Origin of the sequence: Pseudomonas sp. 102515, assembly GCF_031085165.1 — a bacterium.
Taxonomy (GTDB): Bacteria; Pseudomonadota; Gammaproteobacteria; order Pseudomonadales; family Pseudomonadaceae; genus Chryseomonas.
In genome coordinates this window covers 388,729-413,517 of record NZ_JAVHTY010000005.1, presented here as the reverse complement: position 1 = coordinate 413,517, position 24,789 = coordinate 388,729, and the positions used below count along the sequence as shown (strand labels likewise).

Below are 24,789 nucleotides of genomic sequence, written 5' to 3'. Positions count from 1 at the left end.
TCTCGTCCGCTGTCACCGCGACTCCCATAACAACAGGTGAATCCATGAGCACCCAACGTCTGACCATGGCCCAGGCCCTGGTGAAATTTCTCGACAACCAGTACCTCAGCGTCGATGGCGTCGAGACCAGGTTCGTCGCCGGCGTCTTCACCATCTTCGGCCACGGCAACGTGCTCGGTCTGGGCCAGGCCCTGGAGCAGGACGCCGGTGACCTGGTGGTGCACCAGGGGCGCAACGAGCAGGGCATGGCCCACGCCGCCACCGGTTTCGCCAAGCAGAAGCTGCGCCGGCAGATCTATGCCTGCACCTCCTCGGTGGGTCCGGGCGCGGCCAACATGCTGACCGCCGCGGCCACCGCCACCGCCAATCGCATTCCGCTGCTGCTGTTGCCCGGCGACGTCTATGCCAGTCGCCAGCCCGATCCGGTGCTGCAGCAGATCGAGCAATTCCACGACCTGTCGATCAGCACCAACGATGCCTTCCGCGCGGTGAGCAAGTACTGGGATCGCATCAACCGGCCCGAGCAGCTGATGAGCGCGGCGATCAACGCCATGCGGGTGCTGACCGATCCGGCCGAGACCGGCGCCGTGACCCTGGCACTGCCCCAGGATGTCCAGGGCGAGGCCTACGACTATCCCGACTACTTCTTCGCCAAGCGGGTGCACCGCCTGGATCGCCGGCCGCCAGTGGTCGCCGCCATCGAAGAGGCGGTTCAGCTGCTCAAGCGCAAGCGCAAGCCGCTGCTGATCTGTGGCGGCGGGGTGAAGTATTCCGGTGCCGCCGCGGCCCTGCAGCGCTTCGCCGAGCGTTTCGAGATTCCCTTCGCCGAGACCCAGGCCGGCAAGAGCGCCATCGTCTCCAGTCACGAACTCAATGTCGGCGGCATCGGCGAGACCGGCTGCCTGGCCGCCAACCTGCTGGCCAGGGAAGCGGATCTGATCATCGGCGTGGGCACCCGCTACACCGATTTCACCACCTCCTCGAAGTGGCTCTACCAGCATCCCGAGGTGGAATTCCTCAATCTCAACGTGGCCGCCTTCGACGCCGGCAAGCTCGACGGCCTGGCCGTGGTGGCCGATGCCCGCGAAGCCCTCGCCGCCCTGACCGACGCCCTGGGCGCCACCGACTACCGCGCCGGCTGGGGCGGCCAGGTGGGGGCGGCGCGCGAGCGCTATCGCCAGGAGGTGGAGCGGGTCTATGCGCTGGGCTACACCGGCGCCGACTTCGTCCCGGAGATCGACGATGACCTGCCGCGCGCGGTACTGGAGGAGTTCGTCCGCCTGACCGGTTCGTCCCTGACCCAGAGCCAGGTGCTCGGCCGCCTCAACGAACGGCTTGACGACGACGCCATCATCGTCGCCGCTGCCGGCAGCCTGCCGGGTGACCTGCAGCGCGCCTGGCAGAGCAAGGGCGTCGACACCTATCACCTGGAATACGGCTATTCCTGCATGGGCTACGAGATCAACGCCGCCCTCGGCGTGAAGCTGGCCGAGCCGGAGCGCGAGGTCTATGCGCTGGTGGGTGACGGCTCCTACCAGATGCTGCACTCGGAGCTGGCCTCCTCCATCCAGGAGCGCCGCAAGATCAACGTGGTGCTGCTCGACAACATGACCTTCGGTTGCATCAACAACCTGCAGGTCGGTCATGGCATGGGCAGCTTCGGTACCGAATTCCGCTATCGCAACCCGGAGACCGGCCGGCTCGACGGCGACTTCGTGCCGGTGGACTTCGCCATGAGCGCCGCCGCCTACGGCTGCAAGACCTATAGCGTGCGTACCCTGGAGGAGCTGGAAGCGGCCCTGGCCGATGCCCGGCGGCAGACGGTCTCCACCCTGATCGACATCAAGGTGCTGCCCAAGACCATGCTGCACGGCTACCTGTCCTGGTGGCGGGTCGGCGGGGCGGAGGTTTCCACCAGCGAGAAGATCGCCGCCGTCGCTCGGGTGCTCAGGGAAAACGCCGCCCAGGCCCGCCAGTACTGATCACCGCTCACTCCACAACAAGTCCAAACGGAGAATGAAGTCATGACCTTGAACATCGGTGTCATCGGGACCGGCGCCATCGGCCGCGAACACATCCGGCGCCTGAGCCATACCTTGCTGGGCAGCCGCGTGGTGGCGGTGACCGACATCAATGCCGAGCAGGCCACCCGGGTGGTCCAGGAGCTGGGCATCGCCGCCGAGGTATACGCGGACGGCCATGCCCTGATCGCCGCGGCGGACGTCCAGGCGGTGCTGGTCGCCTCCTGGGGGCCGACCCACGAGGCATACGTGCTGGCCGCCATCGCCGCCGGCAAGCCGGTGTTCTGCGAAAAGCCCCTGGCGACCACCGCCGAGGGCTGCAAGCGCATCGTCGAAGCCGAGCAGGCGCACGGCAAGCGCCTGGTGCAGGTGGGCTTCATGCGGCCCTACGACGCTGGCTATCGCCAGCTCAAGGCGGTGGTCGACACCGATCGCATCGGTGCGCCGCTGATGATCCACGCGGCCCACCGCAATCCCACGGTGAGCGAGCACTACAGCACCGACATGGCCATCACCGACACCCTGATCCACGAGATCAACGTGCTGGCCTGGCTGCTGGACGATCATTACGTGTCCGCCCAGGTGGTCTTTCCGCGCAAGGCGCCGGCGGCGCGCGAGCACCTGCGCGATCCCCAGGTGGTGCTGCTGGAAACGGCCAAGGGCGTGCGCATCGACGTCGAGGTCTTCGTCAATTGCCAGTACGGCTACGACATCCAGTGCGAGATCGTCGGTGAGCGCGGCATCGCCCGCCTGCCGGAGCCGACCTCGGTGCAGTTGCGCAGCGAGGCGCGGCTGTCCAACGGGATCCTCATGGACTGGAAGGACAGATTCATCGCCGCCTACGACGTGGAGCTGCAGGCCTTCATCGACGACCTCGCCGCCGGTCAGCTGACCGGACCGTCGTCCTGGGACGGCTATATCGCCGCGGTAACCGCCGACGCCTGCATCAAGGCTCAGGACAGCGGCGCCATCGAGCCGGTGACCCTGCCCAGCCGGCCGGCTTTCTACGCCTAGGTCGTCCACCCCGCCTGCCACGCACGCGGGGATGCGCTGCCTGCAGGGGAGGCTCCGGACGTGAGAATCGGACTGGTGGGCTATGACGGCCTCGGGCGCTCGCTGCAGGCGCCGCGGGTCGCTGCCCAAGCGGACGCTCTGCTGATCGCTATGCCCTCGGCGAACGTCCGGCGCAGATGCTGAAAGTGCTCCTGTGTTTCGAATGAAATTTCTATTTTGCTATTGTTGTGGAATTAAATTTCCAATAGAGTCGAGAGCAGTTGCAGAAACGAGTCACCAGGGCCGCGTGCCCCGACAACAATAATAGGTGCCGTCACATGAACCACTCCACGCATTCCTTCCGTCTCGCCGTCTCCGCCGTGCACCGCCTCAAGGTGCAGCGTCCCTCCCGACTGCTCGCCCTGCTCGGCCGGCTGTTCTGCCACGAGCGCAGCGGCGCCGTGCTCTGCGCCTCGCCCGGCGCCGCGGTGTTCTATCGCCCGCACTGATTGCCGAGTCTTTCCGGCGTCCGCCCAGGCTCCGCCCGGTTCATGACCGCGCGGCACCCGAGGTGCGCCTGGCCGTTGCGCTCGTCCGATCCCCTTGCTGATCGTCACCCCACGAATGGAGCCTGAACCATGCAGAAAAAAACTCGCTTTGCCACCTTGGCGCTGTCGCTGCTGCTGGGCAGCAGCGCGGCCCTGGCGGACCTCAAGGTCGGGGTGACCATGTCGTCGTTCGACGACAACTACCTCACTTATGTGCGCGAATACATGACCAAGAAGGCCAAGACCGACGGCGTGCAGCTGCAGTTCGAGGACGCCCGCAACGACGTGGTCAAGCAGCTCACCCAGGTGCAGAGTTTCATCAGCCAGAAGGTCGATGCGGTCATCGTCAATCCGGTGGACACCGCCGCGACCCGGACCCTGACCGAGGCCGCCACCAAGGCTGGCGTGCCCATCGTCTACATCAACCGCCGACCCGACGATCCCCAGCTGCCGGCGGGCGTGGTGGCGGTGACCTCAGACGACAAGGAAGCCGGCCGCCTGCAGGCGCAGTACGTGGCCGACAAGCTCGGCGGCAAGGGCCAGGTGGCCATCCTGCTGGGCGATCTGGCCAACAACTCCACCCACAACCGCACCGCCGGGGTGAAGGAAGTCCTGGCCAAGTATCCGGGCATCAAGATCGTCGAGGAGCAGACCGCGGCCTGGCAGCGCGACAAGTCCATGGACCTGACCAGCAACTGGCTGCTGGCCGGCAAGGAGCTCAACGCCATCTTCGCCAACAACGACGAGATGGCCATCGGCGCGGCCATGGCCCTGCGCCAGGCCGGCAAGAAGGACGTGCTGGTCACCGGCGTCGACGGTACGCCGGATGGTCTGGCCGCCATCAAGCGTGGCCTGGTGACGGTCTCGGTGTTCCAGGACGCCAAGGGCCAGGCGGAAGGGGCCCTCGATGCGGCGCTGAAGATGATCAACAAGACCCCGGGCGAGCAGAACGTGCTGATTCCCTTCCGCCTGATCACCCCGGAGAACGTCGCCGAGTTCCAGGCCATGACCAAATGACCTGAGGCGCCTGCGCCTTCCTGGAAGGCAAGGCGCCGCGACAGAACGGCTTTCCAGACCAAACGGGCAGTCCGGCGACGGACCGCCCGTTTGGTCTATCCGGAGCCTTTCCACCGGCGGCGGCCAGGCTGAAGACCGGTGGTTGTTGTCGCCTAAAAATTCCAAAAATATATTGACTGGAATTTATTTTCCAATAAAGTCGAGGTCAAGCCAAGACGTACAGAGGCGCCTCGCCCCGGCGAGCGTGTCCTTCAACAAGAATAAAAGGTGCCGTCATGCCATCCCGCTCCCTGTCCCTTCACGGGTCTCCGATCTCCTGTCCGCCGGGCACCTGCCTGCACCTGGCGAGCGCCGTCACGGGCAGCCCTTCGCCCAGCACCCCTCACTGACCAGCGGTCCGCGCCGCCCGGTCGGCGCCCGCGAGGAGATCGTGATCATGCTCAGTTCCGCCACCCCTGCCGTCGCTCCCGCCACCGCGGCTACGGCCGCGCCCGGCGAATACCTGCTGGAAATCGTCGACGTCACCAAGGAGTTTCCCGGCGTCAAGGCGCTGTCCCATGTCCAGCTCCGGGTGCGCCCCGGGACCGTGCTGGCGCTGATGGGCGAGAACGGCGCGGGCAAGTCGACCCTGATGAAGATCATCGCCGGCATCTACCAGCCAGATGCCGGCGAGGTGCGGCTGCGTGGCGTGCCGGTGCGCTTCGAGACGCCGCTGCAGGCGCTGCAGTCGGGGATCGCCATGATCCACCAGGAGCTCAACCTGATGCCCTTCATGACCGTCGCCGAGAACATCTGGCTGGGGCGCGAACCGCTCAATGCCCTGCACCTGGTGGACCACGGCAAGATGCGCCGCCAGACCCAGGCGCTGCTGGACCGGCTGCGCATCGCCCTGGACCCGGACGACAGCGTGGGCGAGCTGTCCATCGCCGGGCGGCAGATGGTGGAGATCGCCAAGGCGGTGTCCTACGACAGCGAGGTGCTGATCATGGACGAACCCACCTCGGCCATCACCGAGACCGAGGTGGCGCACCTGTTTTCCATCATCGCCGACCTCAAGGCCCAGGGTAAGGGCATCGTCTACATCACCCACAAGATGGACGAGGTGTTCCAGATCGCCGATGAGGTGGCGGTGTTCCGCGATGGCCAGTACATCGGCCTGCAGCGCGCCGACAGCATGAACGGCGACGGCCTGATCGCCATGATGGTGGGGCGCGAACTGACCCAGCTGTTCCCGGAACGCACCGCGCCGCGCGACGAGGTGCTGCTGTCGGTGCGCGACCTGGGGCTGGACGGGGTGTTCTCCGGCGTCTCCTTCGATCTGCGCGCCGGCGAGGTGCTGGGCATCGCCGGACTGATGGGCTCGGGCCGCACCAATGTCGCCGAGACGCTGTTCGGCGTGACCCCGGCCACGGCGGGCGAGATCCGTATCGACGGCCAGCCGGTGCGCATGAGCGATCCTCATCTGGCGATCCAGAAAGGCCTGGCGCTGCTCACCGAGGACCGCAAGGACACCGGCATCTTTCCCTGCCTGTCGGTGGGGGAAAACATGGAGGTGGCGGTGCTGGGCGGCTTCGCCAGTGGCGGCTTCGTGCAGCAGCAGCGCCTCGATCAGCTCTGCGAGGAGATGCGCCAGCAGCTGCGCGTGAAGACCCCCTCGCTGGACCAGTGCATCGCCAACCTCTCCGGCGGCAACCAGCAGAAGGCGCTGATCGCCCGCTGGCTGATGACCCAGCCGCGCATCCTCATCCTCGACGAGCCCACTCGCGGCATCGACGTCGGCGCCAAGGCCGAGATCTACCGGCTGATCGCCAAGCTGGCCGCCGAGGGCCTGGCGGTGATCATGATTTCTTCCGAACTGCCCGAGGTCCTGGGCATGAGCGACCGGGTGATGGTGATGCACGAAGGCACCGTCACCGGCTTTCTCGATCGCGGCGAAGCCACCCAGGAGCGGGTCATGCACCTGGCCTCGGGCAATCCCGTACTGCACTAGCGCACCTTTCGCGCGGTGGGCCTTTACCCATCGCTCCGGCATAGAAGAGGTAGAACAAGATGAGTGCCCTCCTGGACAAGAAAACCGCCGGGCTACCCAGCGCGCGCCCGCGGCGCCGCATCCCCACCGAACTGGGCATCCTGCTGGTGCTGCTGGGCATCGGCCTGGCCTTCGAGGCCTTCGGCTGGGTGCTGCGCGACCAGAGCTTCCTGATGAATTCCCAGCGCCTGGTGCTGATGATCCTGCAGGTCTCGATCATCGGCCTGCTGGCCATCGCCGTGACCCAGGTGATCATCACCACCGGCATCGACCTCTCCTCCGGCTCGGTGCTGGCGCTGTCGGCCATGGTGGCAGCGAGTCTGGCCCAGGGCTCGGACTTCGGCCGCGCGGTGTTTCCCTCGCTGACCGACCTGCCGGTCTGGGTGCCGGTCATGGCCGGCCTCGGGGTGGGGCTGCTGGCCGGCGCCATCAACGGCAGCATCATCGCCGTCACCGGCATTCCGCCCTTCATCGCCACCCTCGGCATGATGGTCTCGGCCCGCGGTCTGGCGCGCTACTACACCGAAGGCCAGCCGATCAGCATGTTGTCCGACGACTACACCGCCATCGGCGCCGGCGCCATGCCGGTGATCATCTTCCTGGTGGTAGCGGTGATCTTCCACATCGCCCTGCGCTACACCAAATACGGCAAGTACACCTATGCCATCGGCGGCAACATGCAGGCCGCGCGCATCTCCGGCATCAACGTCAAGAAGCACCTGATCATCGTCTACAGCATCGCCGGCCTGCTGGCGGGCCTGGCCGGCGTCGTGGCCTCGGCCCGCGCCGCCACCGGCCAGGCGGGCATGGGCATGTCCTACGAACTGGACGCCATCGCCGCGGCGGTGATCGGCGGCACCAGCCTGGCGGGCGGGGTAGGGCGCATCACCGGCACCGTGATCGGCGCCCTGATCCTCGGCACCATGGCCAGCGGCTTCACCTTTCTCGGGGTGGACGCCTACGTCCAGGACATCATCAAGGGCCTGATCATCGTGGTCGCCGTGGTCATCGACCAGTACCGCAACAAGCGCAAGGCCAAGCGCTAGCGCCTGCTCTTGTCCCTCTCCTTCTGGGAGAGGGCCGGGGTGGGGGCGTCCCCACCCTACGCCATCCCTTTTACCCGGTCGGCTACTGGCTTGGCCTGCCGGGTCTTTCTACACCCCATACGGAGAACGACATGCGCGATATCGGCATCGGTCTGATCGGCACCGGCTTCATGGGTCATGCCCACGCCCAGGCCTTCCATCACGCGGCGAGCAGCTTCGCGCTCCCGGTCCGCCCGCGGCTGGTGGCCCTGGCCGATGCCGATCCGGAGCGCGCCGCCCGCTGCGCCGACGCCTGGGGCTTCGTCCGCAGCTGCGACTGGGAGCGCCTGATCGCCGATCCCCAGGTCGAGCTGGTGGCCATCACCACCCCCAATCTGCTGCACGCGCCCATGGCCCTGGCCGCCCTGGCGGCCGGCAAGGCGGTCTACTGCGAAAAGCCCCTGGCGGTGAGCCTGGAGGAGGCGACGCGGATGCGCGACGCCGCGCGCCAGGCCGGGGTGGTCAACCGGGTCGGCTACAACTACCTGCAGAATCCCATGCTCAAGCAGGCGCGCGAGCTGATCCAGAGCGGCGAACTGGGTGAGGTCGTCAGCTTCAGCGGCGAATTCAGCGAAGACTTCATGGGCGATCCCCAGGGGCCCTTCACCTGGCGCTGCGAGACCCGCCAGGCCGGCGGCGCCCTGGCCGATCTGGGCAGCCATATCCTGTCGCTGGCGCGCTTCCTGCTGGGCCCGGTGGCGGCGCTCTGCGCCGATCTGCACACCGCCCATGGCCAGCGGCCCCACCAGGGTGGCACCCGGGCGGTGGAGATCGACGACCAGGCCCATCTGCTGCTGCGCTTCGCCAGTGGCGCCCGCGGCACCCTGACCACCAGTTGGCTCAAGCACGGGCGCAAGAATCGCCTGGCCTTCGAGGTCTGCGGCACCCGCGGCACCCTCGGCTTCGACCAGGAGCGCCTCAACGAACTGCGCCTCTATCAGGTCGGCGACCGTCCGGGCCTGGCCGGTTTCCGTACCCTGCTGGCCGGTCCGCACCTGCCGGACTACGCCGCCTTCTGCCCGGCGCCCGGCCACCAGCTCGGCTACAACGAACTCAAGACCCTGGAGGTCCGCTCGCTGCTGGAGGCCCTGGGCGGCAACCCCGGCCATACCGGCGTCGACTTCCAGGAGGCCTGGGAAGTGGAGCGCCTGGCCCAGGCCGCGCGGCAATCGGCCCAGGAGGAACGCTGGGTCAGACTCTAGTCTGGGGTAGGATGCCGGGATCATCCCGCGCGAGGATTGTCCCTCTTCCATGACCACACTCTCCGGCGACGGCCTCACCCCGGTCCGGCGCATGAAGCTCATCGCGCTGCTGCTGCTGTTCCTGGCAGCGGCGCTCTACTGCCTGGCCACCGCCCTGGAGGCCAGCCATCCGGCCTGGGGCTACGCCGCCGCCTTCGCCGAGGCGGCCATGGTCGGGGCCATCGCCGATTGGTTCGCGGTGACCGCGCTGTTCCGCCATCCGCTGGGCCTGCCGATTCCCCATACCGCCATCATCCCGCGCAACAAGGCCGGGGTCGGGCGCAAGCTGTCGGACTTCATCTGCCTGCACTTCCTCGCCACGCCCCAGGTGCTGGCCAAGCTGGAAGAACTGGACGCCGCCGGGCGCCTGGCCGGCTGGTTGCGCCAGCCGGACAACGCCGCCGCGGTGGCCAGCCAGGCCACCGGCGTCGCCCGCTATTCCCTGGAAGCCCTGCGCGAGGTGCGGGTGCAGGCCTTCATCCGCCGGGTGGCGGTGGAGCGGCTGCAGCGCCTGGACGTAGCGGCGCTGTCCGGCGAACTGCTCGACATGCTGACCGCCGACGGCCGCCACCAGGCGGTGCTCGACGAGGTGCTGCAGGAGATCGACCGCCTGCTGCAGGACGAGGATACCCAGGCGCTGATCGCCCGCACCATCGGCGGCGAGCTGCGCACCCTCAAGTACCTGGGACTGGACGAGCGGGTCGGGCGCTGGTCGGCGATCAAGGTGGTGCAGGCGGTGTCGCGCCTGATCGGCGAGATCAGCCATGACCGCGAGCACGAGTTGCGCCGGCATTTCGATGGCTATCTGGTCGGCTTCATCGAGCGCCTCAAGGAGGACCCGGCCTTTCGCCTGCGCGGCGAACAACTGCGCGACCGGCTGCTGGAGCACCCGGCACTGGCGGGTTATCTGCAGGAGCTGTGGGACGAACTGGTGAACTGGCTGCAGGCGGATCTGGCCGCGCCGGATTCGCGCATCCGCCGGCGCCTGGGCCGGCTGCTGGCCGAGCTGGGCGAAACGCTCAGTCGCGACGAAGCCATGCGCCGCTGGATCAACGAGCAGCTGATGGCCGTGGCGCCGCCCTTCATCGACCGCAACCGCCAGCGCATCGGCGACTACATCGCCGACCGGGTGGCCGCCTGGGACACCGGCGAACTGGTCCAGCAACTGGAGCAGAGCGTGGGCAAGGACCTGCAGTTCATCCGCATCAACGGCACCCTGGTAGGCGGCCTGGTGGGGCTGGTGCTGCATGCCCTGACGGTGTGGTTGGGGCCGGGGTAGGCCCTTCGAAGTACGCGTGGAAAAGGCTGCGCCGTTTTCCACCCTACCGTCGCTTGAGCAGGTACACCGAGAGCACCGCCCCCTGCCAGATCACCCCCCTCTCCCCTTGGGAGAGGGCCGGGGTGAGGGCAAACCCGGACGCCCAGCGCCAAGCCCCCGCCACCCATCACCCCACCCGCACCCAAGCGGCGCCGCGCGGACTAAATCCCATAGTCCCTGTCCCGAGCGTCCCATGTATCGAATCGGCTTTGCCTGCATGTACCGTCACCCCGAGCGCAGTCTGTCGCTCAAGGCACTGGAGCAGGTCGAGCGGGCCTTCAATACCCGCACCACCACCCTGCGCTGGCTGGGCAGCGTCGAGCGCGCCGCCGCCGAGGCCAAGTTGCTGGACGTGGTCACCCACAACCTGGATGCGCAGCTGAGATTCGTCGAGCACGTCGCCGACCTGCCGGACAATCTGCGCATGCTGCGCCTGAGCAGCGATTTGCTGCCCTTCTACAGCCACGCCGAATTCGCCTACTTCTATCGCTCCCAGGAATTGCAGACGCTGCTGGCCGATCGCTTTGGCCGGCTGGGCGAACTGGCGCGCCGCCGCGACGTACGGCTGTCGCTGCATCCGGGGCAATTCTGCGTGCTCGGCTCGGATCGCCCCGAGGTAGTGGAGAACAGCCTGAAGGAATTCGAATACCACGCCGACATGATCCGCCTGATGGGCTACGGCCAGAAATTCCAGGACTTCAAGTGCAACGTGCACATCGCCGGCCGCCTGGGCGTGCCCGGCATCCGCGCGATCTGGCCGCGTCTTTCGAGCGAGGCGCGCAACTGCATCACCTTCGAGAACGATGAAAAGACCTATGGCGTCGACGACTGCCTGCAATTGGCCGATCTCGCCCCGGTGGTGCTGGACATCCACCACTGCTGGATCCACGAGGAGGCCTACATCGACCCCTGGGAGCCGCGGGTGGCACGCATCATCGACAGCTGGCGCGGCGTGCGGCCGGCCATGCACTACTCCCAGCCGCCGGAGGCCCTGCTGGAAATGGGCGTCTCGCCCCGCGAGCGCATCGACATCACGTTCCTGCTGCAGCAGATCAGCAAGCGGCTGCTCTATGCCCACAGCGACATGATGTGGAACGACTGGTGCAACCGCTACGCCTGCCAGTTCCTCGACCGCTTCGACATCATGTTCGAGGCCAAGCACAAGAATGTCACGGTGCGGGATTTCTACGACCGCTACCTGGGTGGCGACGGCACGCTGCCGCCGGCGGATCACGAGATCCTGTCGTAGGTTGGCGCTGAGACGGCTTCATCGTCGAAGCCCAACAGCGGGATGTTCAACCTTGGGCGCTGTTGGGCTTCGCTGCGCTCAGCGCCAACCTACGGGCGGGGCTTCATTCGCAACATGCGGCAATGAGCCCAGCGGGCGACTGGCCGGAAGAGCCGCTTAACTGAAAGGTCATGCTTCTGAATCGACCACCGCGAGGCCCGCCATGCCGACCCGTCGCCATTTCCTGCAGACCACCACCGCCCTGGCCGCCGCGGTCACCGCCGTGCCCTGGCTGTGGCAGAGCGCCCAGGCCGCCGAGCCGTTGCTGACCCGCAAGATCCCGCGCAGCGGCGAAGCCCTGCCCGTCATCGGCCTGGGCACCTCGGGCAATCTCGATGTCGACCTGGACGCCGCCGCCCTGGCGCCGCTGCAGGAGGTGCTCAAGGCGTTGCTCGACGGCGGCGGCACCCTTATCGACACCGCGCCCAGCTATGGCAATTCCGAACGGGTGGCCGGCGAACTGGTCAGGCGGGCCCAGGCCCGCGAGCGAGTCTTTCTCGCCACCAAGGTGTCGTCCACCGGGCGCGAACGCGGCGCGGCGCAACTGGCCGCCAGCTTCAAGGCCCTGCAGACCGAACGCCTGGATCTGGTCCAGGTGCACAACCTGCAGGACACCGCCAACCAGCTGGCCCTGCTGCGCGAACAGCAGCAGGCCGGCAGGGTGCGCTATGTCGGCGTCACCCACTATCGCGAAGCGGCGCTGGACGATCTGCTGGCCACGCTGAAGCAGGAAAAGGTCGACTTCGTGCAGTTCAACTATTCGGTGGGCGAGCGCGAAGCCGAGAAACGCCTGCTGCCCTATTGCCGCGACCAGGGCATCGCCGTGCTGATCAATCGACCCTTCCAGCGCGGCAATCTGCTCTCCGGCACCCGTGGCAAGCCACTGCCGCCGCTGGCCGCCGAATTGGGCGCGACCAGTTGGGCGCAACTGCTGCTCAAGTTCATCCTCGCCGACCCGGCGGTGACCGCGGTGATCCCCGCCACCAGCAATCCGCGCTACATGGTCGACAACCTCCAGGCCGGGCGCGGGCGGCTGCCCGATATGCGCCAGCGCGAGGCCATCGCCGGGTTGTTCGCCTAGATGAAGGACTGGCTCGGCCGCGTCCTCGACGCTCGGGCCGGCGAGTCGCCCGCGGCCCTGGCGGGCTTCGCGTTGTTCCTTTGCCTGTTCGCCGGCTACTTCATGCTGCGGCCGATCCGCGAAGCCATGGGCATCGCTGGCGGGGTGGACAATCTGCAGTGGCTGTTCACCGCCACCTTCGTGGTGATGTTGGTCGCCGTACCCCTGTTCGCCTGGCTCAATTCGCGGGTGGCGCGCCGGCGCTTCGTCGACTGGGTCTATGGCTTCTTCGCCCTCAACCTGCTGGCCTTCGCCGCCTGCTTCGCAGGCCTGGGCGACAGCGTCTGGCTGGCGCGCACCTTCTATGTCTGGATCTCGGTCTACAACCTCTTCGTGGTCTCGGTGGCCTGGAGTCTGATGGCCGATGTCTTCGACGGTGCCCAGGCGCGGCGGCTGTTCGCCTTCATCGCCGCCGGGGCCAGCGTCGGCGGGCTGCTCGGTCCGGTGTTGGCCGCCGCCCTGGCGCCCCGGGTCGGCGAAGCGGGCCTGGCGCTGCTGGCTGCCGCGCTGCTGCTCCTGGCGCTCACGCTCAAGGCCTATCTGATGGGCTGGCGCGAGACCCGTGGCGCCGGACGACCAGGTGCACCGCCCACGGAAAGCCCCCGTCGCCCGGTCGCCGGCAATCCCTTCAGTGGTCTCACGCGGGTGCTGGCCTCGCCCTACCTGCTGGCGGTCAGCGCCTTCGTCATCCTGCTGGCCACGGTCAGCACCTTTCTCTACTTCGAGCAGGCGCGGCGGGTGGCCGAGCTGTTTCCCGATCGCGCCCGTCAGGTGCAGGTGTTCGGCCTGCTGGACTTCGTGGTCCAGGCCGGTGCCCTGGCCAGCCAGGTGCTGATCACCGGTCGCCTGGCCCAGCGCCTCGGCGTGCGGGTGCTCTTGGCCGGGGTGCCGCTGCTGATGTGCATCGGCTTCCTGGGACTGGCGCTGCTGCCCACCTTCGCCATGCTGGCGGGGCTGATGATCGTCAGACGGATCGGCGAATACGCCTTCATCCGCCCGGGCCGCGAAATGCTCTTCGCGCCGCTGGACGCCGAGACCCAGTACAAGGCCAAGAACTTCATCGACACCGTGGTCTATCGCGCCGGTGACGCCGCCAGCGGCTGGGCCAAGAGTCTGCTGGACCTGCTCGGCCATGGCGCCTGGCTGCCGGCGCTGGTGGGCGCCGGTTGCGCGGCGCTCTGGGCCTGGCTCGGCTTCTACCTGGGCCGCCGGGCGGACCAGGCGGCCCAGGCCGGCGAGGCGGAGCAGCGCTGAATACCGGCTGAATCGTTGTAGCCGGAAACAACCCGGGGCTCCGAGAGGCGCCCGGCAGGGTGCTAAGGTAAGGCCTTCTTCCTGCCTCAAGGCCCTCCATGTTCCGCTCCCGCGCCATGATGTACCTGGTCCTGTTCGCCCTGCACCTGTTCATCGGCCTCAGCGTCATCGGTGACCTCGGGCTGTCGCCTGTCGCCCAGCTGCCGTTCTGGGCCCTGCTGCTCCTGTCCTTCGTACTGGTGCCCCTGGGCTTTCGCTCGCGGGACATGAACTCGCGCCTGCTGGCCTGGGCGGCGCTGATCGCCATGGGCGTGTTTTCCAGCCTGGCGGTGTTCAGCCTGCTGCGCGGGCTGGTGGTGGCCCTGGCCGGCCTCGTCGGCCAACCGCTGGACGCCGTCTGGCGCGTCGGCAGTGCCTGGGCGGTGCTGGGCCTGGTGCTGCTGGTGGCGCTGCGCAGTGTCTACAACGCCCGGCGCACGGCCAAGGTCAAGGAAGTGGAGCTAGCCTTGCCGACGCTCCCTGCCGGCCTGGACGGACTGCGCATCGTCCAGCTCAGCGACCTGCACATCGGCCCGACCATCAAGGCCGGCTATCTGCAGCGCATCGTCGACCGGGTCAACGGCCTGGACGCCGATCTGGTGGCCATCACCGGTGATCTGGTGGACGGCAGCGTAGCCGAGCTTCACCAGGAATTCCTGCCGCTGCAGCAACTCAAGGCGCGCCTGGGCACCTATGCCATCACCGGCAACCACGAATACTATTCCGGCGCCGAAGCCTGGGTGCGCGCCTGGCGCGAACAGGGGCTGGCGCTGCTGATCGACGAGCACCGGGTGCTGGAACATCAGGGCACCCCCTTCGTACTGGCCGGCATCACCGACTACTCGGCGCCGCTCTATGTGCCCAGCCACCGCAGCGACGCCGCGGCCGCCTTCGCCAACGCCCCGCAAGGGCTGTTCCGCCTGCTGCTGGCCCACCAGCCGCGCTCGGCGCCCAAGGCCGAAGCCGCCGGCGCCGACCTGCAGCTCTCCGGCCACACCCACGGCGGCCAGTTCTGGCCCTGGATGCACTTCGTGCGCCTGCAGCAACCCTGGGTGGCCGGCATCCACCGCCTGGGTCGGCTGACCGTCTACATCAGCCGCGGCACGGGCTACTGGGGCCCGCCGCTGAGATTCGGCGCGCCGAGCGAGATCACGCTGATCAGATTGCGAAAGGGATAGCGGCAGGAGAAACGTCAGCAATGGTACTGGGTTCGCCAAGAATGCCGGACCAGAGGCCCTGCGTTCGGACTAGGCTCCGTGGAAGACATAAAAAGACAGCTTGATGGCCTTTTGCCAGTTCTTGTCCCTTCGAGATAGATCTTTATCCTCGTGCCTACCTTGACCCGGACGCCCCAGCGTCCAAGGACAAACTGCAACACGGATAAGGATGTATCGCCATGACGAGGACAGTGGCTTTCTTGCTGGTCCCCGAGGTGCTGATGCTGGATTTCGCCGGGCCGGTGGAGGTGTTTTCCATTGCTAATCGTTATCTGCCCGCGGCCGACCACTATCGCATCGTGACCATCGCCGCGGGGCAGCGGCGGACCCTGCGTTGTTCCAATGGCATGACGATACGCACGGAGCTCACCACCCAGCAGCCGCCGGGGCGCTATGACCTGCTGCTGGTGCCCGGGGGGCCGGGAGCCTACCTGGAGCCCCATCCGGACGTCGCGGCCTGGCTGCGGCAGGTGCCCGCGCAGTGCACCCGCTATGGAGCGGTCTGCACCGGCACCTTCCTGCTCGGCAGCGCGGGTCTGCTCGATGGCCGGCGGGTCACCACCCACTGGAATTATCGCGAGCGGCTGGCGCGACGCTTTCCCCGCGCCCAGGTGACCGCCGATGACATCTACCTGAGCGATGGCCCGCTGCTGAGTTCGGCCGGAGTCACCGCCGGCATCGACCTGGCGCTGGCCCTGGTGGCCGAGGACCATGGCAAGGTCGTCGCCCGGGAGGTGGCCAAGGTGCTGGTGGTGGTGACCCAGCGGCAGGGCAAGCAGGCGCAGTTCAGCCCGTTGCTCGACGAGCCGGAAGCCACCACCGCCATCAACCGGGTGCAGCACCATGTGCTGGCCAATATCGACCAGGCCTATTCGATCAGCCGACTCGCCGAGCTGGCGACCATGGGCACCCGCAACTTCGCTCGGGTGTTCAAGCGCGACACCGGCATGACGCCCCTGGAGTTCGTGCTCAGGGCACGCATCGATCATGCGCGCGAATTGCTGGAGACCAGTGAACTGCCGCTGAAGACGGTGGCCTTTCGCAGCGGCTTCGCCAGCGACCGCTGCATGCGCGCCGCCTTCCAGAGCCATCTGGGGCTGACCCCGGCGCAATACCGTTACCAATTCAGCTGAAGTCGGCCTCTGATGGCGGTATCACGCCCATCGATGGCAGCTTCTGGCCGTAGATCGTCATACGGCTTGCCTGGGCAGCGGCCAGAATGATCGTACCTATCGGCAAGGAGAGGCGCACACCGTCGAGGGCTGCGGAGCCTGGTGCCCGCAGAACCCGAGGCAAGGTGGCGCGACATGGTCATGCAAGCGCTCAAGTCCCTGGAAGACGCCAGTGCCTTCCGCTTCTGCGGCCTGGTCCTGGATACGCGACGGCGCCTGCTGCTGGATGGCGAGCGTGTGCTGCCCCTCGGCGGACGGGCCCTGGACATCCTGCGGGTGCTACTGCAACACCCCGGCGAGCTGGTCGGCAAGCAGACCCTGATGGCCCGGGTCTGGCCTGGCGCCGTCGTCGAGGACATCAATCTGCGGGTGCACATCTCGGCCCTGCGCCGGGTGCTGCGTCCCTACAGCATCCGGGATCCCATCCTCAGCGCCCGGCAGCGCGGCTACGGCTTCGCCCTGGCGGTAGAATGCCTGAGCGAAGAAGACCTCACGCCGCTGGCCGAGACGCCACTGCCCCTGACGCCCCTGGAGGGGCGCGAGACCAGCCTGGTCGAACTACGCCGCTTGCTCGCTCAGCGCCGCCTGGTGTCGGTGGTGGGCACCGGCGGTGTCGGCAAGTCGCTGCTGGTCCAGCATCTGCTGCCCGCACTGGCGGAAGACTTTGCCGACGGGATACAGAGTCTCGATCTCGCGGCACTGGGCCACATGATGGCGCTGGTGGAGCGCCTCGCCAGCGACCTGGGCCTCGCCAGCGGCAGCGGTCTGCCAGCGCTGCAGGAGGCGCTGGCCTCGCGGCGCCTGCTGCTGGTGCTGGACAACGCCGAGCGCCTGGTCGAGCCCGCGGCCTGGCTGGTGGAAAACCTGCTGCAAGGCTGTCCGCAGCTCAGGGTGCTGGTCACCAGTCGCGAGGCCCTGCGGGTGGAAGGGGAGGCCGTGCTGCGCCTGGCGCCGCTGCCGGTCGTGAATCCACCCACGCGGCACCTGCGCGATGCCATGCGCGAGCCGGCCTTTCGGCTGTTCGTCCGGCGTGCCCGGGCGCGCCTGCCGGGGCTGCAGTTGCGGCCCGCCGACGTGCAGCTGGTGGGCGAGATCTGCCGCCGCAGCGAAGGCGTGCCCCTGGCGTTGGAGATCCTGGCCGAGCAGGTGGCGGCCCAGGGCCTGAACGGGGTGCTGGCGCAACTCGAAGGGGGCTATTACCTGAGCGTGGCCGGGCGGCGCACGGCGGCGCAACGCCAACGCAGCCTCTGCGCCATGCTCGACTGGAGTCTGCACAGCCTGAGCGAGTCGGAATTCGCCGTGTTGGCGACCCTGGCCGAGGCCGGGGAGCATTTCAGTCGTCAGGAGGCCTTGCGGCTGGCGGCGCAGCGCGGGTTGGAGGAGGCACTGTTCATTCCCCTCCTGGGGCAGTTGGTGGACAAGTCGCTGATCCTGGTGGAAGGCAGCGGGGCGACCCTAGGCTACCGCCTGCTGGCCATGTTGCGGCTGCATCTGCGGCAATTCCGCCAGCAATCGCCGCTCCACGGCCTGCTGCTGCCAGGCCAGCGGCGGGATCCCGATGGCTCGGGTGAACACCCGGCTCAGATGCGCCTGATCGAAGAAACCGCATTCCAGGGCGATCGCCGCCAGGGGTAGACGACGCTCGGCGAGCAATTGCCGGGCACGGTCGATGCGCTGCTGGCGCAGCCATTCCAGCGGGGCGAGTCCGGCACTGAGCTTGAACTGGCGGGTGAAGTGACTGCGCGACAGGCCGCAGACGGAGGCGACCTGGCTGACGCTGATGCCGCGCTCCAGATGCTGCAGCAGGACCTCCTTGGCCAGCCGTTCCTGCCAGGCGGCCAAACCGACCAGTCGGGTACTGGATAGAGCCAGGGTGCTATCGACGGTCATGGACATGGCGCTCTCCCTATCAAACCAGCCGCATGGCGCGACGGCCTGGATGAGAATGATTCCGTGCAGTTGTCTGACGTGCGAGTTGGCTATCGTTAATTAGCGTTAAGACGGCAACCGTCTAGGCGCAATACTGTCGCGACGGACCTGGCCTAGCGTGTCTACGGGCCAGCAGGTGCCAGCCCAGGAGCGCGAGACCGAGCAGTCCGGCGAGCAGCAGAGGTGCCGGGCCATAGGCCTGGAGTCTGTCGAGCAGGGTCAGGATGTGTGCCTCGAACAGCCGCCCCAGGGCCAGGCCGGAGCCGATCCACAGGGTGGCGCCGCCCAGGTCATAGGCCAGGAAGCGCCGCAAGGGCATGGCGCTGGCGCCCGCGCTCAGGGTGGCGAGGGCCGCGGCGCCGGGGATGAACTTGGCCACCAGCAGCAGGCTGGGCAGGCGGGTAGCCGCCGGGACGTGGCCTGGCAGGTGGCGCAACAGCCAGGCGCCATGTCGCCGGCCGGCCCAGTACCAGAGCAGATCGGCCAGGCCGGTGACGGCGACGGTAGCCAGCAGCGCCAGGAGCAATTCGGCTTCATCGGCCGCCGCGCCCATCACCACCAGCGACGGATAGGCCGGTACCGGCAGGCCCAGCTGTTCGCCAAAGACGTTCAGCGTCAGCCAGAGGGTGGCGTTACCGGCCACCAGGGAGGTCAGGGCTTGGGTGCTCATGGCGCGTTCTCGGCAAGGGGAGGCCGAGTGAGCGGCCTCCGGGCTTGGCGCCTGCTACGCGGGCGCAGGCAGGGTCAGGGCATTTGCGGCAGTTCGTTGGGCCGCAGATCGAACACCAGTACCTCGGCATCGGTCCCGTGGGTCAGCTGCAGGTCACGCTCGCCGCGCAGCCTCGCGCCGTCACCGGCTTGCAGCAGGACGCCATTCAGCTCCAGGCTGCCGCGGGCGACATGCACATAGGCATGGCGCTCGGGGGCCAGCTGCAGCGTGGCGCTTTCGCTGCCGTCGAACAGGCCGGCGTAGACGCGGGCGTCCTGGCGTACCTCCAGCGAACCCTCGGCGCCATCCGGCGAGATGATCAGGGCCAGGCGGCCACGCTTGGCCTCGGCGCTGAAGTGCTGCTGCTGGTAGCGCGGTTCGGCGCGGCGCACGTTGGGCACGATCCAGATCTGCAGGAAGTGCACGCTCTGGCTTTCGGAGTGGTTGTACTCGCTGTGGCTGACGCCGCTGCCGGCGCTCATCAGCTGGACGTCGCCCGGGCGGATCACCGAACCGGTGCCCAGGCTGTCCTGGTGCTCCAGGGCGCCTTCGAGCACATAGGAGAAGATCTCCATGTCGCGGTGCGGATGCTCGCCGAAGCCCTGGCCCGCGGCCACGGTGTCGTCGTTGATCACCAGCAGGTCGGAAAAGCCCTGCTCCGCCGGATTGCGGTAGCTGGCGAAGGAGAAGGTGTGGAAGGACTTGAGCCAGCCGTGGTTGGCGGCGCCGCGATCGGAAGCTTTACGAATGGCCAGCATGATGAGGCTCCTTGTCTGAGTGGGGCGCGGTCTGTTCCGACGCCATGGAAGTCATCCTACTGTGGCGCCCCTGTTTGATTAACGAGCTGGGAGGAGAATGGTCGTCCTGTTCTGGTTGACGATCCTTTCGCCAGAGGACGCCTCGCTGTGCACCGTGATCGTTACACCCGACGCGGACGGGCCAGCCAAAGCCGCACTGCCAGCGCCAGCAGGGCGGTCGCCAGCGCCAGGCCGGCGACGCCACTCCAGCCCAGCCGGGCCAGCAGCAGACTGCCCAGGGCCGCGCCGCTGGCCATGCCGATGAACATGCCGGTGAAGAGCACCGCGTTGAGCCGGCTGCGCGCCTCGGGTTCCAGGCCGTAGACCTGCGCTTGGTGGGCGATCAGGGTGGCCTGGACGCCAAGGTCGAAGACCACCGTCGCCAGCGCCAGCAGTACCAGACCGGCCACCCCCGGCAACCAGGGCAACAGGAGCAGGCTGGCGAAGGCCAGGGCCGCCAGGCCGATGCCCAGGCGCGTCACCCATTCCGCGCCGTGGCGATCCGCCAGGCGGCCGGCCCAGGGCGCGGCCAGGGCACCGGCGGCACCGGCCAGGCCGAAGGCGCCGGCGGCGGCGCTGCCCAACTGGAAGGGACCGGCGTGCAGATAGAGGGCGAGGGTCGACCAGAAGGCGCTGAAGCCTACCGACAGCAGCCCTTGCGCCAGGGTCGCCCGGCGCAGGGCGGCATGCCGGCGCCAGAGCGCGCCCAGGGAGCCGAGTAGGGCCGGATAGCTGAGCCGGGTGGTGGCGGCGAAGGCAGGCAGGCCGCGCCACACCGCCACGCCGATGGCGGCGATGCTCAGGGCGGCGAGCAGATAGACCGCCCGCCAGCCAAGCCACTCGCCCACCAGCCCGCTCACCACCCGGGACAGCAGAATGCCCAGCAGCAGGCCGGTCATCACCGTGCCGACGATGCGCCCGCGCTCGGCCGGCGGCGCCAGGGTCGCAGCGGCCGGCACCAGGTCCTGGGCCACGGTGGCGGCCAGGCCGGTGACCAGGCTGGCCACCAGCAACCCGTGCAGGCCCGGTGCCAGGCTGGCGCCGAGCAGCGCCAGCAGCAGCACGGCCAGCTTGGCCAGGATGATGCGGCGGCGGTCGAAGCGATCGCCCAGGGGCGCTAGCAACAGCAGGCCCAGGGCATAGCCGAGCTGGGTGAGGGTGGGGATCAGCCCCACGTCGGCGGCAGGTGCCGGCAGGGCGCCCGCGAGAATGCCGAGCAGGGGTTGGCTGTAATAGAGGTTGGCCACGCTGAGGCCGGCGCCGGTGGCCAGCAGGCCGAGCAGGGCAGGGGACAGGCTGCCGGGGTGAGCTGAGGTCTGGCTATGCGAGAGAGGAATGTCGGTCATGGCGATTCTCCGGGTGGGAAGACGATGAGCGCATTCTTCGCCAGAGCCCTCGCCGCCTGTAGCCGGACGTGAGGTACAAGGGGTATACGTAGGCGGTATGAACACTACCTTTACCCATGACCGTCTCGACTTGCTGGAAACCTTCGTGCGCATCGTCGAAGCCGGCAGCCTGTCGGCGGCCGCGCGCCAGCTCGGCACCACCCAGCCCACCGTCAGCCGACGCCTGCAGGCGTTGGAGGGGGCGCTGCAGGTGCGCCTGGTGCAGCGCTCGACCCACGCCCTGCGCCTGACCGAGGACGGCCAGCGCTGCTATCGCCAGGCCCAGCAACTGCTCGGCGACTGGCAGGCCTTCGCCGCCGCGCTGCACGGCGCCCATGCCGAGCCCGAGGGACGCCTGCGGGTGGTGATGCCCCATGCCTTCGGCCAGGAGCAGCTGCTCGATCCGCTGGAGACCTATCTGCGGCGCTATCCGGGGATGCAAGTGGACTGGGTGCTTAGCGACCGGGCGCCGAATTTCGTCGCCGATGGCGTCGACTGCGCCATCCGGGTGGGCGTGGTGGACGATCCGGACACCGTGGCGGTGCGCCTGGGCGACGTCCAGCGCATCCTGGTGGCGGCGCCGGAGCTGGCGAGCACGCTGCAGGCACCCGAGGAGCTGGCGGCACTGCCCTGGATCGCCATGACCCAGTTCTACCAGACCGAACTGCGCCTGCAGCTGGGCGCCACTGGCGAAAGCCGGGTGGTCCCCTTGCGGCCGCGGCTGGCCACCGAGAGTCTCTTCGTCGCCCGCCATGCCGCGGTGCGCGGCCTGGGTTGCGCGGCGCTGTCGCACTGGATGGTGCGCGAGGACGTCGCTGCGGGTCGCCTGGTGCACCTGCTGCCGGAATGGCAGGCGGCACCCCTGCCGATCTATCTCATCTATCCCTACGCCCGGGTCTATCCGGCGCGGCTGCGCCTGTTTCTCGAGCTGGTGCGCGAGGCCTGCGCCAGGATGCTGGATGTGACGGCGCCCGCCTGACCCTGGGGATCAGGCGGGTACAGCGGACGAGGGCGATCAGGCCAACCGGGCCGCCCGCACCGGTCGCCGGCCATCCACGCTCAGGACCCCGGCGCCGAAGGCCGCCACCTGCAGCAGGCCACCGGCGATGGCGACGTTCTTGAGGAAGTGGATCAACTGGTTCTGGTCGGCGAACTGGTGGTGGAACACCAGGGCGGTGACCAGGGTGAAGGCGGCCATGGCCAGCGCCACCGGCCGGGTGCGATAGCCGATCAGCAGCAGGCTGGCGAGTCCCAGCTCCACCGCCAGGGCGCCCAGGTAGGCAAGGTCCGGGAAGGGCAGGCCCATGGCGGCGATGTAGCCCTTGGTGGCCGCCGGGGCGAGCAGTTTGCCCACGCCACTGAACAGGAAGAGGCTGGCGAGCAGCAGGCGACCGGTGGTGGCGGTGAGGGCTTGAGTGTTCATCGTGACTGTCCTTTTCCAGGTCTGGCATCCGGCTTGGATGCGATAGGGATAGATTACTGTCCACTCCGTTTTCTAATAAGCGGCTGTATGGCGTTAAACAGTCACCCTCAAGTTGACTATTCCTCAGTTACTGCGACGTGAATCCTTTCAGCTGGATGCCACAGCACAGGCGTACAAAAACCAGCACAGACGTCCAAGGCCGCTTGCCGTCGTCCGGGTGAAAGTCCGCTCCATCGACGGCGCGGGGTCTTCTCGCAGCCGATTCTTTCCGCGGGAGGCTGGGCCATGGAACGCTTGCGACTGGATCTGGGACTCTTGTTCCTGCGGCTGGGTGGCGCCGGACTGCTCGTGGCGGTGCATGGGCTGCCCAAGGCGCTGCACTTTCACCAGCAGCTCGGCCTGATCGAAGACCCACTGCACCTGGGCGCCTGGCCGACGCTGGGCTTCGCGGTCTTCGCCGAGGTGCTCTGTCCGCTGCTGATCGCCCTGGGCTGGGCGACGCGCCTGGCCTGCCTGCCGATCCTCGGCGTGCTGCTGATCGCCCTGCTGGTGGTGCATCCGCAGTGGTCCCTGGAGGAAGGCCAGTTCGGCTGGCTGCTGCTGGTGCTGTTCGGCACCCTGGCGCTCACCGGGCCGGGTCGCTATTCGCTGGAGGCGCGGCTGGCCAGGCGTCACGCCGCCCAGGGCGGTTTCGCGAGGGCCCTGTCATGAGCGCCATACTCGGTCAGGACCTGCAGCAGGCCCACAGCCGCATCGTCACCCTGGTGATCCGCCACCAGCCCCTGGCCGGTCAGCAGGCTGCCTACCAGCGCTGGCTGGAGCGCGCGGTCACCGCCGCCCGTGCGGCCTGCGGCCACCTGGGCGTGGATGTCATCCCGCCAGCCGAGGAGGGCGCCGCCTTCACCACCCTGGTGCGCTTCGCCGACGTCGACCAGCTCCAGGCCTGGCTGGCCTCGCCAGAGCGCCAGGCGCTGATCGCCGAAGTGGCGCCGCTGCTGCGCGAGGCCGATGCCCCTGAGGTGCATGCCGACGCCGAATTCTGGTTCAAGCCACCACGCCCCGGCGTGCGCCAGCCGCCAGCCTGGAAGCAGGCGGTGCTGACCTACCTGGTCATCGCGCCCCTGACCATGCTGATCCCGCCGCTGTGGCAGCCGCTGTTCGCGCGCTATCCGCTGCTGGCCGGCCCGGTGCCCAGCAACCTGCTGATCACCCTGTGCATCGTGCCGCTGGTGGTGTTCCTGATCATGCCGAGGGTGAGCAGCCTGTGCGCGCCCTGGCTCAACGCCCGCTCGGGCGCCTTTTCCACTCCCCCCACCCCTAGAGGCGAACAACCATGAGCACCTTCACCACCCGCGACGGCGTCGAGATCTATTTCAAGGACTGGGGCAGCGGCAGGCCCGTGCTGTTCAGCCACGGCTGGCCGCTGGACGCCGACATGTGGGACTACCAGATGCACCATCTGGCCAGCCACGGCTATCGCGCCATCGCCTTCGACCGGCGCGGTTTCGGGCGCTCCGGCCAACCGTGGAACGGCTACGACTACGACACCTTCGCCGATGACATCAAGGAGCTGATCGAGCACCTGGACCTGCGCGACGTCACCCTGGTGGGCTTTTCCATGGGCGGTGGCGACGTCAGCCGCTACCTGGCGCGCCATGGCTCGGCGCGCGTGGCCAAGCTGGCGCTGCTCGGCGCCGTCACCCCGCTGTTCGGGCAGAAGCCGGACTTCCCCCAGGGCGTCGACCAGGGCGTCTTCGACGGTATCCGAGGGGGGCTGCTGAAGGACCGCGCCCAGTTCCTCGCCGACTTCGCGCCAGTCTTCTATGGCACCAACCAGGGCCAGCAGGTCTCCGACGGCGTCTTCACCCAGACCCTCAACATCGCCCTGCTGGCCTCGCTCAAGGGCACGGTCGACTGCGTCACCGCCTTCTCGGAAACCGACTTCCGCCCGGACATGGCCAAGATCGACGTGCCGACCCTGGTGATCCACGGCGACGCCGACCAGGTGGTGCCCTTCGCGACCACCGGCAAGCTCGCCGCCGAGCTGATCCGCGGCGCCGAGCTCAAGGTGTACGCCGGCGCCCCCCACGGCTTCGCGGTGACCCACGCCGAGCAGCTGAACCGCGACCTGCTGGCCTTCGTCGCCAGCTGAGTCTTCCCGGGCGCCCTGCGCCCGGACTTCTGATCCTGGTCCCGGAGGCCAC

General features: G+C 68.1%; 22 protein-coding genes and 1 pseudogene. 18 read left to right on the top strand and 5 right to left on the bottom strand.

Annotated features, from left to right (window positions below; genetic code table 11):
* Window positions 1-44: 44 nt before the first annotated feature.
* From iolD to RCF34_RS23190, 14 genes and pseudogenes are all read left to right on the top strand, one after another.
* Window positions 45-1,982: a 3D-(3,5/4)-trihydroxycyclohexane-1,2-dione acylhydrolase (decyclizing) gene (gene iolD / locus RCF34_RS20495; protein ID WP_308709821.1), complete on the top strand. Its 1,938-nt coding sequence runs from the start codon at window positions 45-47 to the stop codon at window positions 1,980-1,982.
* A gap of 42 nt (window positions 1,983-2,024) precedes the next feature.
* Entirely contained in the window at window positions 2,025-3,035 is a 1,011-nt protein-coding gene (locus tag RCF34_RS20490) for a Gfo/Idh/MocA family oxidoreductase (RefSeq protein WP_308709820.1), read from the top strand.
* Between the two features lie 317 nt (window positions 3,036-3,352).
* Window positions 3,353-3,523: a hypothetical protein gene (locus RCF34_RS20485; RefSeq protein WP_308709818.1), complete on the top strand. Its 171-nt coding sequence runs from the start codon at window positions 3,353-3,355 to the stop codon at window positions 3,521-3,523.
* A gap of 129 nt (window positions 3,524-3,652) precedes the next feature.
* Window positions 3,653-4,579, top strand: coding sequence for a sugar ABC transporter substrate-binding protein (locus tag RCF34_RS20480; protein ID WP_308709817.1), 927 nt, complete (start codon window positions 3,653-3,655; stop codon window positions 4,577-4,579).
* 436 nt (window positions 4,580-5,015) lie between these two features.
* The gene (locus RCF34_RS20475; RefSeq protein ID WP_308709816.1) at window positions 5,016-6,569 is read left to right on the top strand and encodes a sugar ABC transporter ATP-binding protein; all 1,554 of its coding nucleotides are present in this window, start codon (window positions 5,016-5,018) and stop codon (window positions 6,567-6,569) included.
* A gap of 59 nt (window positions 6,570-6,628) precedes the next feature.
* Window positions 6,629-7,654: an ABC transporter permease gene (locus RCF34_RS20470; RefSeq protein ID WP_308709815.1), complete on the top strand. Its 1,026-nt coding sequence runs from the start codon at window positions 6,629-6,631 to the stop codon at window positions 7,652-7,654.
* Window positions 7,655-7,785: 131 nt separating this feature from the next.
* On the top strand, window positions 7,786-8,895 hold the full coding sequence (locus RCF34_RS20465; protein WP_308709814.1) for a Gfo/Idh/MocA family oxidoreductase: 1,110 nt from the start codon (window positions 7,786-7,788) through the stop codon (window positions 8,893-8,895).
* Window positions 8,896-8,944: 49 nt separating this feature from the next.
* Window positions 8,945-10,213, top strand: coding sequence for a DUF445 domain-containing protein (locus RCF34_RS20460; protein WP_308709813.1), 1,269 nt, complete (start codon window positions 8,945-8,947; stop codon window positions 10,211-10,213).
* 232 nt (window positions 10,214-10,445) lie between these two features.
* Window positions 10,446-11,501, top strand: coding sequence for a UV DNA damage repair endonuclease UvsE (uvsE, locus tag RCF34_RS20455; protein WP_308709812.1), 1,056 nt, complete (start codon window positions 10,446-10,448; stop codon window positions 11,499-11,501).
* Window positions 11,502-11,703: 202 nt separating this feature from the next.
* Window positions 11,704-12,621 (top strand): aldo/keto reductase, encoded by a 918-nt coding sequence (locus tag RCF34_RS20450; protein ID WP_308709811.1) that lies wholly within the window; start codon window positions 11,704-11,706, stop codon window positions 12,619-12,621.
* The gene (locus RCF34_RS20445) at window positions 12,622-13,914 is read left to right on the top strand and encodes an MFS transporter (protein WP_308709810.1); all 1,293 of its coding nucleotides are present in this window, start codon (window positions 12,622-12,624) and stop codon (window positions 13,912-13,914) included.
* A gap of 98 nt (window positions 13,915-14,012) precedes the next feature.
* Window positions 14,013-15,131, top strand: coding sequence for a metallophosphoesterase (locus RCF34_RS20440; protein ID WP_308709809.1), 1,119 nt, complete (start codon window positions 14,013-14,015; stop codon window positions 15,129-15,131).
* Between the two features lie 218 nt (window positions 15,132-15,349).
* Window positions 15,350-16,303 (top strand): GlxA family transcriptional regulator, encoded by a 954-nt coding sequence (locus RCF34_RS20435; RefSeq protein WP_308709808.1) that lies wholly within the window; start codon window positions 15,350-15,352, stop codon window positions 16,301-16,303.
* Window positions 16,304-16,477: 174 nt separating this feature from the next.
* A pseudogene (locus RCF34_RS23190) lies at window positions 16,478-17,176 on the top strand (transcriptional regulator); the annotation flags it as partial.
* Between the two features lie 621 nt (window positions 17,177-17,797).
* Here RCF34_RS23190 and RCF34_RS20425 read toward each other — a convergent pair.
* The 4 genes from RCF34_RS20425 to RCF34_RS20410 form a co-directional block, all read right to left on the bottom strand.
* The gene (locus tag RCF34_RS20425) at window positions 17,798-18,238 is read right to left on the bottom strand and encodes an AraC family transcriptional regulator (RefSeq protein WP_308709807.1); all 441 of its coding nucleotides are present in this window, start codon (window positions 18,236-18,238) and stop codon (window positions 17,798-17,800) included.
* Window positions 18,239-18,353: 115 nt separating this feature from the next.
* A complete protein-coding gene (locus RCF34_RS20420; protein ID WP_308709806.1) occupies window positions 18,354-18,941 on the bottom strand; it encodes a VTT domain-containing protein in 588 nt (195 codons plus the stop codon).
* A gap of 74 nt (window positions 18,942-19,015) precedes the next feature.
* Window positions 19,016-19,738 (bottom strand): pirin family protein, encoded by a 723-nt coding sequence (locus RCF34_RS20415; protein WP_308709805.1) that lies wholly within the window; start codon window positions 19,736-19,738, stop codon window positions 19,016-19,018.
* Between the two features lie 161 nt (window positions 19,739-19,899).
* Entirely contained in the window at window positions 19,900-21,123 is a 1,224-nt protein-coding gene (locus RCF34_RS20410; RefSeq protein WP_308709804.1) for an MFS transporter, read from the bottom strand.
* Window positions 21,124-21,220: 97 nt separating this feature from the next.
* Between RCF34_RS20410 and RCF34_RS20405 the strand changes: the two genes are divergently transcribed.
* Window positions 21,221-22,141, top strand: coding sequence for a LysR family transcriptional regulator (locus tag RCF34_RS20405; protein ID WP_308709803.1), 921 nt, complete (start codon window positions 21,221-21,223; stop codon window positions 22,139-22,141).
* 36 nt (window positions 22,142-22,177) lie between these two features.
* On the opposite strand, the gene RCF34_RS20400 is transcribed toward RCF34_RS20405, so the two are convergent.
* Window positions 22,178-22,585, bottom strand: coding sequence for a DoxX family protein (locus RCF34_RS20400; RefSeq protein ID WP_308709802.1), 408 nt, complete (start codon window positions 22,583-22,585; stop codon window positions 22,178-22,180).
* Between the two features lie 285 nt (window positions 22,586-22,870).
* Here RCF34_RS20400 and RCF34_RS20395 point away from each other — a divergent pair, with 285 nt between their 5' ends.
* From RCF34_RS20395 to RCF34_RS20385, 3 genes are read left to right on the top strand one after another with little or no spacing between them, the layout of a single operon-like run.
* Window positions 22,871-23,296 (top strand): DoxX family protein, encoded by a 426-nt coding sequence (locus RCF34_RS20395; RefSeq protein WP_308709801.1) that lies wholly within the window; start codon window positions 22,871-22,873, stop codon window positions 23,294-23,296.
* Window positions 23,293-23,922 (top strand): antibiotic biosynthesis monooxygenase, encoded by a 630-nt coding sequence (locus tag RCF34_RS20390; RefSeq protein WP_308709800.1) that lies wholly within the window; start codon window positions 23,293-23,295, stop codon window positions 23,920-23,922. Before RCF34_RS20395 ends, RCF34_RS20390 begins: the two co-directional genes overlap by 4 nt.
* Window positions 23,919-24,737, top strand: coding sequence for an alpha/beta hydrolase (locus RCF34_RS20385; RefSeq protein ID WP_308709799.1), 819 nt, complete (start codon window positions 23,919-23,921; stop codon window positions 24,735-24,737). The genes RCF34_RS20390 and RCF34_RS20385 overlap by 4 nt, the downstream gene beginning before the upstream one ends.
* The last annotated feature ends 52 nt before the right edge of the window (window positions 24,738-24,789 follow it).

Excerpts from the sequence above, each read along its gene's own strand:
- iolD (WP_308709821.1), top strand. The coding sequence starts at position 45 with ATGAGCACCCAACGTCTGACCATGGCCCAGGCCCTGGTGAAATTTCTC.
- RCF34_RS20490 (WP_308709820.1), top strand. The coding sequence starts at position 2,025 with ATGACCTTGAACATCGGTGTCATCGGGACCGGCGCCATCGGCCGCGAA.
- RCF34_RS20485 (WP_308709818.1), top strand. The coding sequence starts at position 3,353 with ATGAACCACTCCACGCATTCCTTCCGTCTCGCCGTCTCCGCCGTGCAC.
- RCF34_RS20480 (WP_308709817.1), top strand. The coding sequence starts at position 3,653 with ATGCAGAAAAAAACTCGCTTTGCCACCTTGGCGCTGTCGCTGCTGCTG.
- RCF34_RS20475 (WP_308709816.1), top strand. The coding sequence starts at position 5,016 with ATGCTCAGTTCCGCCACCCCTGCCGTCGCTCCCGCCACCGCGGCTACG.
- RCF34_RS20470 (WP_308709815.1), top strand. The coding sequence starts at position 6,629 with ATGAGTGCCCTCCTGGACAAGAAAACCGCCGGGCTACCCAGCGCGCGC.
- RCF34_RS20465 (WP_308709814.1), top strand. The coding sequence starts at position 7,786 with ATGCGCGATATCGGCATCGGTCTGATCGGCACCGGCTTCATGGGTCAT.
- RCF34_RS20460 (WP_308709813.1), top strand. The coding sequence starts at position 8,945 with ATGACCACACTCTCCGGCGACGGCCTCACCCCGGTCCGGCGCATGAAG.
- uvsE (WP_308709812.1), top strand. The coding sequence starts at position 10,446 with ATGTATCGAATCGGCTTTGCCTGCATGTACCGTCACCCCGAGCGCAGT.
- RCF34_RS20450 (WP_308709811.1), top strand. The coding sequence starts at position 11,704 with ATGCCGACCCGTCGCCATTTCCTGCAGACCACCACCGCCCTGGCCGCC.
- RCF34_RS20445 (WP_308709810.1), top strand. The coding sequence starts at position 12,622 with ATGAAGGACTGGCTCGGCCGCGTCCTCGACGCTCGGGCCGGCGAGTCG.
- RCF34_RS20440 (WP_308709809.1), top strand. The coding sequence starts at position 14,013 with ATGTTCCGCTCCCGCGCCATGATGTACCTGGTCCTGTTCGCCCTGCAC.
- RCF34_RS20435 (WP_308709808.1), top strand. The coding sequence starts at position 15,350 with ATGACGAGGACAGTGGCTTTCTTGCTGGTCCCCGAGGTGCTGATGCTG.
- RCF34_RS20425 (WP_308709807.1), bottom strand. The coding sequence starts at position 18,238 with ATGTCCATGACCGTCGATAGCACCCTGGCTCTATCCAGTACCCGACTG.
- RCF34_RS20420 (WP_308709806.1), bottom strand. The coding sequence starts at position 18,941 with ATGAGCACCCAAGCCCTGACCTCCCTGGTGGCCGGTAACGCCACCCTC.
- RCF34_RS20415 (WP_308709805.1), bottom strand. The coding sequence starts at position 19,738 with ATGCTGGCCATTCGTAAAGCTTCCGATCGCGGCGCCGCCAACCACGGC.
- RCF34_RS20410 (WP_308709804.1), bottom strand. The coding sequence starts at position 21,123 with ATGACCGACATTCCTCTCTCGCATAGCCAGACCTCAGCTCACCCCGGC.
- RCF34_RS20405 (WP_308709803.1), top strand. The coding sequence starts at position 21,221 with ATGAACACTACCTTTACCCATGACCGTCTCGACTTGCTGGAAACCTTC.
- RCF34_RS20400 (WP_308709802.1), bottom strand. The coding sequence starts at position 22,585 with ATGAACACTCAAGCCCTCACCGCCACCACCGGTCGCCTGCTGCTCGCC.
- RCF34_RS20395 (WP_308709801.1), top strand. The coding sequence starts at position 22,871 with ATGGAACGCTTGCGACTGGATCTGGGACTCTTGTTCCTGCGGCTGGGT.
- RCF34_RS20390 (WP_308709800.1), top strand. The coding sequence starts at position 23,293 with ATGAGCGCCATACTCGGTCAGGACCTGCAGCAGGCCCACAGCCGCATC.
- RCF34_RS20385 (WP_308709799.1), top strand. The coding sequence starts at position 23,919 with ATGAGCACCTTCACCACCCGCGACGGCGTCGAGATCTATTTCAAGGAC.